Source organism: Okeania sp. SIO2C2 (genome assembly GCF_010692625.1).
GTDB classification, from domain to species: domain Bacteria; phylum Cyanobacteriota; class Cyanobacteriia; order Cyanobacteriales; family Microcoleaceae; genus Okeania; species Okeania hirsuta.
This window is the reverse complement of record NZ_JAAHGM010000124.1, coordinates 1-7,917: the sequence shown is the minus strand read 5'-3', so window position 1 is coordinate 7,917 and position 7,917 is coordinate 1. Positions and strand designations below refer to the sequence as shown.

The 7,917-nt window shown below is 36.4% G+C and carries 9 protein-coding genes and 1 pseudogene; 9 read left to right on the top strand and 1 reads right to left on the bottom strand.

The window, feature by feature from the left end; genetic code table 11:
- The 3 genes from F6K18_RS35525 to F6K18_RS35515 form a co-directional block, all read left to right on the top strand.
- A partial coding sequence (locus tag F6K18_RS35525) for a CHAT domain-containing protein (RefSeq protein ID WP_287528005.1) occupies positions 1 to 245 on the top strand: 245 nt, incomplete at its 5' end.
- A gap of 58 nt (positions 246 to 303) precedes the next feature.
- Positions 304 to 867, top strand: coding sequence for a Uma2 family endonuclease (locus F6K18_RS35520; RefSeq protein ID WP_287528003.1), 564 nt, complete (start codon positions 304 to 306; stop codon positions 865 to 867).
- Between the two features lie 153 nt (positions 868 to 1,020).
- Positions 1,021 to 1,788 (top strand): carbohydrate-binding family 9-like protein, encoded by a 768-nt coding sequence (locus F6K18_RS35515; RefSeq protein ID WP_287528002.1) that lies wholly within the window; start codon positions 1,021 to 1,023, stop codon positions 1,786 to 1,788.
- Between the two features lie 263 nt (positions 1,789 to 2,051).
- Here F6K18_RS35515 and F6K18_RS35510 read toward each other — a convergent pair whose 3' ends face one another.
- Positions 2,052 to 2,483, bottom strand: coding sequence for a Uma2 family endonuclease (locus F6K18_RS35510; protein ID WP_287528001.1), 432 nt, complete (start codon positions 2,481 to 2,483; stop codon positions 2,052 to 2,054).
- A 389-nt stretch (positions 2,484 to 2,872) separates the two neighbouring features.
- Between F6K18_RS35510 and F6K18_RS35505 the strand changes: the two genes are divergently transcribed.
- From F6K18_RS35505 to F6K18_RS35480, 6 genes and pseudogenes are all read left to right on the top strand, one after another.
- The gene (locus F6K18_RS35505; RefSeq protein WP_287528000.1) at positions 2,873 to 5,599 is read left to right on the top strand and encodes a valine--tRNA ligase; all 2,727 of its coding nucleotides are present in this window, start codon (positions 2,873 to 2,875) and stop codon (positions 5,597 to 5,599) included.
- A 289-nt stretch (positions 5,600 to 5,888) separates the two neighbouring features.
- Positions 5,889 to 6,032, top strand: a complete 144-nt coding sequence (locus tag F6K18_RS35500; RefSeq protein WP_287527999.1) for a hypothetical protein — start codon at positions 5,889 to 5,891, stop codon at positions 6,030 to 6,032.
- A 333-nt stretch (positions 6,033 to 6,365) separates the two neighbouring features.
- Positions 6,366 to 6,548 (top strand): hypothetical protein, encoded by a 183-nt coding sequence (locus F6K18_RS35495; protein WP_287528007.1) that lies wholly within the window; start codon positions 6,366 to 6,368, stop codon positions 6,546 to 6,548.
- A 76-nt stretch (positions 6,549 to 6,624) separates the two neighbouring features.
- A pseudogene (locus F6K18_RS35490) lies at positions 6,625 to 7,044 on the top strand (element excision factor XisH family protein).
- On the top strand, positions 7,032 to 7,406 hold the full coding sequence (locus tag F6K18_RS35485; RefSeq protein WP_287527998.1) for a XisI protein: 375 nt from the start codon (positions 7,032 to 7,034) through the stop codon (positions 7,404 to 7,406). The pseudogene F6K18_RS35490 and the gene F6K18_RS35485 overlap by 13 nt, the downstream one beginning before the upstream one ends.
- A gap of 116 nt (positions 7,407 to 7,522) precedes the next feature.
- The coding region (locus tag F6K18_RS35480) for a Uma2 family endonuclease (RefSeq protein WP_287527997.1) at positions 7,523 to 7,917 on the top strand (395 nt) is incomplete at its 3' end.

Sequence of the window (7,917 nt, the reverse complement as noted above, 5' to 3'; positions counted from 1 at the left end):
GAGCATTAGCTCTTGCGGGTAGTGAAAGTCAGGTAATTAGTTTGTGGCAGGTGGATGATTTTGTTACGAAAGAGTTGATGGTGAAATATTATCAGCGGGTGTTGGATAATGAGGGGCGATCGGAAGCATTACGACAGACCCAGTTAGAGATGTTGGGAACTGAGGGGTATCAACATCCTTATTATTGGGCATCGTTTATTCCGTCTGGAGAATGGCGCAGCATAAATGATGGTACGAGTAACTAAACCGTAACTTCCCAGGTTTAGATATAATTATCTGTATAACATTGAGGAACTCATAACCATGGAATTAGCCACTGCATTTATCTCAACCACAGATTATCTGGAAGGGGAAAAATTTAGTCCCATTCGCCATGAATATCTCGGCGGTCAAATATTCGCTATGTCTGGTGGCAGTGAAGAACATAACCGCATTTCGTTAAATATTGCTAGTTTTTTGCGTTTGAATTTACGCGGCAGCGGATGTAAAACTTTTATTGCAGATATGAAAGTTAAAATTGCCATGGCGGAAAATAGCTCAGATATTTTTTATTATCCAGATGTGATGGTAACTTGCAACCCACAAGATACAGAAAAATATTATAAAAGTTTTCCTTGTTTAATTATTGAGGTACTTTCCCCTTCTACCCAAGATTTAGACAGACGAGAAAAACGCTTGAATTATCAAAGTTTAGCAAGTTTGCCAGAGTATGTATTGGTCGATCAAACAGAAATGAAAGTAGAAGTTTATCGTCCATCAGAAGTTGGTTATTGTTCTAGGGAAAGTTTAGGTAAAGAAGATTGTTTAGAATTAAAGTCGGTGGGGTTAACTTTAAGAATGACTGATATTTATGATGAGGTTTTATAGGTTTTGTAGGGACGTTGTATGCAACGTTCCTACCTGATGATTTATCGTTTTTCCCTAAAACCAAGGAATATATTACCTCACAAGTATGGGAATTGCTATAATAAAAATTTGTATTGAATAATCTAGAAAATTACCATTAAATATCAAAAAACATTGAAATATAAAAAAATACTTAGTACGCCTCTTTTATCTCTATCATTTATACTTTGTTTGTGCCTGACGACATTGGCAGGTAACCAGCCATTTTATACTATCTTTAGCACAAGTACACCCATAATAATTGATGGTAAATTGGATGAACCAGCATGGATAGCAGCACCAGATGTGGGTCCTTTTAAATTTCCTTGGTGGGAGTCGGGAAAGCAAGAACAAACTGTTAGTAAGTTGCTGTGGGATGATGATTATTTATATGTATCTTTTATTGTTGAAGATGCACATATTTGGGCAGAAAAAACTGAGCGTGATAGTGCGGTTTTTAAAGATGATTGTGTAGAAGTTTTTACAGCACCAAATCCCGAACGACCTCTTACCTATTTTAATATTGAAATGAACGTGCAGGGAGTATTTCTCGATCAATTTCATCGTCAAAGTCTAGGGGAGCGAAAGACTGAGGAATGGAATGGTGAAGGCATAAAAATTGCTACTTCTATTGTTGGGACTCTAAATGATGACAGTGATGTAGATAAGTATTGGATATTAGAAGCAGCCATTCCTTTTGAAAATTTTGCTGAGGTTGCTAAAAATATACCACCGAAACCAGAAGACATTTGGTATCTCAATCTTAACCGTCTAGGTGGTGAGACAAATTTACAATATAGCCAATGGTCTCCCAGTCAAACTCCAAAACCCCAGTTTCATGCACCTCAAGATTTTGGTCGTGTAAAATTTTCAACAACAGAAAGTCCCTTTTGGAAAAGATAATTAGACATCGAAACAAAAGAAGGAATAATGGCATTCGCCCTCATTAGATTTAGTGTCTGTGCGTAAGTCCTGATTAATTATTTTTAATAGTTAATTATTGATGGTTAATTGACAACTAAAAATCAACAACTAACAACTAATAATTTATAACTAAGAACTAAATCATTTCTCTTTCAAAGTGATCTAATTGAACAAAATAAATAAAGGATAAAATTATGATTGCTCAACCGGAAAATTATCAAAAAATGACAGCGGAAGAATATTTAGAATGGGAAGCTAAACAGGAATTTCGCCATGAATATGTTGAAATTTAAATATTTCAATCCCAATACTTCAGGCAGAGGTACTGATAACTGATAACTGATAACTGAAATGACCTCTGGCTCATTTTGTAAATAAAAACAGGCATCAGGTTCAATTCCTTTTTGAATATCGTCCCTTTTAAGAGTAAGAGAGCCAACACTTTTAATATTTAAGTTCCATTCTTCCGCCATAATAAATATTATACGAGCAATAAACCAATTGTTATTCTCATGCTCCATTAAAGGACTTATAATCTGTAAATATCCTCTATCATAAACTAGGCGTTTCGTAGAATTTTCACTTAATTCTTCACTCATACCAGTGAAAGTTTTCCAACTAATAGGATGCAAAATTATATAATTTTCGGCTTGTGTTTTCGTGAGTGTTTCCATTGTCTTTTTTTATTCATAAAAAGCGATCGCTTGAAGTAGCAGTCAGCACTCAGCTATCAGCAGTCAGCTTTTCAAGGTGTATAGTGGGGGACTTAAACCCTCGAATTTTTAGCTTGCAGCTAAATGCTGTTTGCGGAGCATTCCGGAACGGAAAAGCTGATAGCTAGTTAATTTCTTTAGAGAGCTAGAGCAAAACTATAGCGCTGCGCGCAGGCAATAGGCAACAGTTTGGGGGAATAAAAAAACTTTATCCCTTCTAACTTTTTCTTCCCCTCTGCCTTCTGCCTTCTGCCTTCCTTCCTCCAAAGTATAACTATTCAAGCAAACATGATATAAATTATGGCACAATATTAAGGACAATTAAACAGTCCAAATAATTCATATTATCTATGACCAAAAAATTACCAAGCAAATACGACGCATTCTCAACCGAGGCGAAATGGCAGAAATATTGGGAAGAAAACAACACTTTCAAAGCTGACCCCAACCATCCAGGCAACCCCTATTGCATTGTCATCCCCCCACCTAACGTTACAGGTCGCCTCCATGCAGGTCATGCTTTTAACAATTCCCTCATTGACGCTCTCATTCGTTACCATCGGATGCGCGGAGACAACGCTCTCTACCTCCCCGGTACCGACCACGCGAGTATTGCCGTGCAAACTATTCTGGAACGGAAACTGAAAGAAGAAGGCAAAACCCGCTACGATATTGGGCGAGAAAAATTTCTGGAACGCGCTTGGGAATGGAAAGCTGAGTCTGGCGGTACTATTGTTAACCAACTACGTCGTCTGGGAGTTTCTACAGACTGGACTCGCGAACGTTTTACCCTGGATGAAGGTTTATCAAAAGCTGTGATCGAAGCATTCATGCGTCTCTACGAAGAAGGTCTCATCTATCGCGGTAACTACCTGGTTAACTGGTGTCCTGCGAGTCAGTCTGCTGTTTCTGACTTGGAAGTTGAAAATAAGGAAGTTAATGGCAACCTTTGGCATTTTCGTTACCCTCTTACTGATGGCAGTGGTTATGTGGAAGTTGCTACTACTCGTCCGGAAACAATGTTGGGAGATACTGGTGTCGCGGTTAACCCCAATGACGACCGCTACAAAAATCTGATTGGCAAAACTCTGACGCTACCAATAATGGAACGGGAAATACCTATTATTGCGGATGAGTTGGTTGACCCTGAATTTGGTACTGGTTGTGTCAAAGTTACCCCCGCTCATGACCCCAATGATTTTGAAATGGGTAAACGTCACGACCTGCCATTCATTAATATTATGAATAAAGATGGTAGTTTGAATGAAAACGCGGGACCGTTTGTTGGGCAAGACCGTTTTGAGGCGCGGAAAAATGTTGTGAAACGGTTAGAGTCAGAGGGTGTTTTGGTCAAGGTAGAGGAGTATAGTCATAGCGTTCCTTATAGCGATCGTGGCAAGGTACCAGTCGAACCTCTACTCTCAACTCAGTGGTTTGTCAAAATTAAACCGTTGTCTGAGAAAGCGCTGGAATTATTGGATAAACATAACCAACCGAAATTTGTTCCGGAACGTTGGACGAAGGTTTATCGCGACTGGTTGGTGAAAATTAAAGACTGGTGTATTTCCCGGCAACTTTGGTGGGGTCATCAAATTCCAGCTTGGTATGCTGTGAGTGAAACTAATGGAAAAATTGCCGATAATACTCCTTTTGTTATTGCTCGCTCGGAAACGGAAGCGTTGGAGCAAGCAAAGGCAAAATTTGGTGCTGATGTCAAAATTGAACAAGACCCAGATGTGCTTGATACTTGGTTTTCATCCGGTTTATGGCCGTTTTCAACATTGGGTTGGCCTGAAAACACTCCCGACTTAGCAAAATATTATCCTACTAGCACTCTTTCTACTGGTTTTGATATTATCTTTTTCTGGGTTGCTAGAATGGCAATGATGGGAACTCATTTTACTGGCAAAATGCCGTTTAAAACGGTTTATATTCACGGTTTAATGTTAGATGAAAAAGGGAAAAAACAATCTAAATCTGCTGGTAATGGTATCGACCCTTTATTGTTAGTTGAAAAGTATGGAACTGATGCTTTACGTTATACTTTGATGCGAGAAACTGCTGGAGCAGGGCAAGATGTGAGAATGGATTATAATCGGGAAACTGATGAGTCGGCATCGGTAGAAGCGTCTCGAAATTTTACTAATAAAATTTGGAATGCTGCTCGATTTGTGATGATGAAATTAGAGGGTAAATCTCCTCAAGAATTAGGGGAACCGGAGGGGGATAAATTAGAGTTAGTTGACCGTTGGATTTTGTCTCGTTTCTATCAAGTTGTACAGCAAACTTGTGATTATTTAGATAATTATGGTTTGGGGGAAGCTGCGAAGGGTCTTTATGAATTTATTTGGGGAGATTTTTGTGATTGGTATCTGGAATTAGTTAAGTCTCGACTTCAAGGTGAGGATGAGATTTCTAAGTTAGTAGCACAACAAACATTGGCTTATATTTTGGATGGAATTTTAAGATTATTACATCCTTTTATGCCTCATATTACTGAAGAAATTTGGCATACTTTGAATCAAGTTGGTGAGGAAGATTGTTTGGCTTTGCAGTCTTATCCGAAGTTGGATAAATCTTTAATTAATCCAGATTTGGAAGCGGAGTTTGAGTTATTAATTGGGGTAATTCGGACTATCCGAAATTTACGGTCTGAGGTTGATATTAAACCAAAGGTAAAAATTACGGCAATTTTGCAGAGTGAGAATGAAAAAGAACGGAAAATTTTGAGTAAAGGTGAGGTTTATATTCAGGATTTAGCTAAGGTCGAAAAGTTGAATATTACTCCTAGTGTTGATGCGGAAGCTGGTCAAACTATTGCTGGTATTTTTGGTACTGTGCAAGTTTTAATTCCATTATCTGGAGTAGTAGATATTGAAGCTTTATCTGCTCGATTGGAGAAGAAGTTAGGAAAGTTAGAAAAAGAGATAGAATCTACTTCTAAACGATTGAGTAAACCAGAGTTTCTTAAGAAAGCTGATGCTAAATTTGTAGAGGAAACAAAGAATAATTTAGCCGAGGCAGAAAAACAAGCAGAAATATTACGCGATCGCTTACTTCAGTTAAAGTCAAACTAGGCATATTTGGTTGGGTTTAGTTATTAGCTAGCCCAACTTTTTGATTTTGAAAATAAGGAAAGCAAATATCTCTGGTTAGCAAAGACATTTATTATTCTGTTGTTAAACAAGTGGATTTTCTATAAACTGAATAAATTGTTTTCCTAAATCTGTTGTTATACTTTATTGGGAGTTATATTTAACATCTGAGATAATTTTGTCAATATTTTTAGTATGTTTGACAGTCCTAAAATTTTTTTCATACTTACGACTATCAGGAGTAGTAGATATTGAAGCTTGATCTGCTCGGTTGGAGAAGAAGTTAGGAAAGTTAGAAAAAGAGATAGAATCTACTTCTAAAATGTTGAGTAAACCAGAGTTTGTGAAGAAAGCTGATGCTAAATTTGTAGAAGAAACTCAGAATAATTTAGCCGAGGCAGAAAAGCAGGCATAAATATTACGCGATCGCTTACTTCAGTTAAAGTCAAATTAGGCTTATTTGGTTGGGTTTAGTTATTAGCTACCCCAACCATTAATTGGGAATTTTAAAAATAACAAAAGGAAAGAAATTGCCAGCAAGAAATATTTATCATTCTGTTGTTAAACAAGTGAATTTTCTATAAACTGAATAAATTGTTTCCCTAAATCTGTTGTTATACTTTTTTGGGAGTTATATTTAACATCTGAGATAATTTTGTCAATATTTTTAGTATGTTTGACAGTTCTAAAATTGTTTTCATACTTACGACTATCAGGAGTAGTAGATATTGAAGCTTGATCTGCTCGGCTGGAGAAGAAGTTAGGAAAGTTAGAAAAAGAGATAGAATCTACTTCTAAAAGGTTGAGTAAACCAGAGTTTGTTAAGAAAGCTGATACTAAATTTGTAGAGGAAACAAAGAATAATTTACCAGAAGCAGAAAAGCAGGCAGAAATATTACGCTATCGCTTACTTCAGTTAAAGTCAAACTAGGCATATTTGGTTGGGTTTAGTTATTGTTAGCCCAACCATTAATTTTTAATTGTCACAATAACAAAAGGAAAAAAAATTGCGAGCAAGAGATATTTATCATACACTTGTTAAACAAGCTTTAATAAAAGCCAATTTGATAATTACTCAGGACCCATTTCCTTGAAAGTGAGCAAAGATAAATCTGTCTATAGATATGGGTGCAGAACAATTATTGGCGGCTCAACAGCAAGAACGCAAAATAGCTGTAGAAGTTAAAAGTTTTATCAGAGATTCAAGAGTTGCAGATTTAGAACAAGCTTTAGGACAATATATTCTATATAATGATATATCGAGACTTACCGAACCAGAAAGAGAGTTATATCTGGCTCTTCCATTAACTGCTTTTACAGACCTTTTTGAAGGAGAAAAATTTGGTCAAATACTATTGGATAATCACCGATTAAAACTAATTATTTTTAATTTACAAACAGAGAATATTGTCAGATGGATACCATAGAAAACTATCGTCAAATTATTAAAAAACTATTAACAGAATATGCTCAGATACCAACTACTGAAAGTGGGATAGAAAATCAAACAATTTTTGACTCAGAAAATGATAGATATATGTTAATTTCTTTAGGTTGGTCTCAAGAAAAGCGAATTCATTACTGTATAATTCATATTGATATTATCGCAGGTAAAATTTGGATTCAAGCCAATAATACTGACTGTTTAATAGCAGAAGAATTAGTTGCTGCTGGAATTCCTGCTAAATCAATTGTTTTAGGAATGCAGCCTCCAGAAGTCAGACCTTATACAGCTTATGGAGTAGGAATAGAAGGGAGCGATCGCCCCATGCAGTTAAAGTCAAATTAAGCATATAAAGTTAGCGTGAATATCTACAGGCAATTTAGGTTTTTTCCAACTTTTAAGCCTTCTTCCCTCTTCCCTCTTCCTGATTCCTTCTTCCTTGAAAAAAACAATATCAAATTATGACAAATCTTACTAAATGGACAGTAGAAGATTATCATCGTATGATAGATGCAGGAATAATAAAAAATCGTCAAGTGGAATTAATTAATGGAGAAATTATTAATATGATTCCTGAAGAACCAATTCATCGTTTTATCAATCATAGAGCAGTTAAATACTTACGTTATATTTTAGGAAATCTGGCAGAAGTAATGGAAGCACATCCTGTTACTTTAGTTGACTCTGAACCAGAACCTGATATTACCATTGTTCATTCTCCCGATACATTAGACTTGTCGCGAAATAAAACCTTAAAGTTAAATGGAAAATTCTACCTTTCAATCATTAAATTATGCTGCCATCAGGTAGAAATTCCAGAGTCCAGCCGCTGTGAACATGAAGCGATCGTCGCGCA

Bases quoted from the DNA above. Each gene is read 5' to 3' on its own strand.
- F6K18_RS35520 (WP_287528003.1), top strand. From the start codon at position 304: ATGGAATTAGCCACTGCATTTATCTCAACCACAGATTATCTGGAAGGG.
- F6K18_RS35510 (WP_287528001.1), bottom strand. From the start codon at position 2,483: ATGGAAACACTCACGAAAACACAAGCCGAAAATTATATAATTTTGCAT.
- F6K18_RS35505 (WP_287528000.1), top strand. From the start codon at position 2,873: ATGACCAAAAAATTACCAAGCAAATACGACGCATTCTCAACCGAGGCG.
- F6K18_RS35485 (WP_287527998.1), top strand. From the start codon at position 7,032: ATGGATACCATAGAAAACTATCGTCAAATTATTAAAAAACTATTAACA.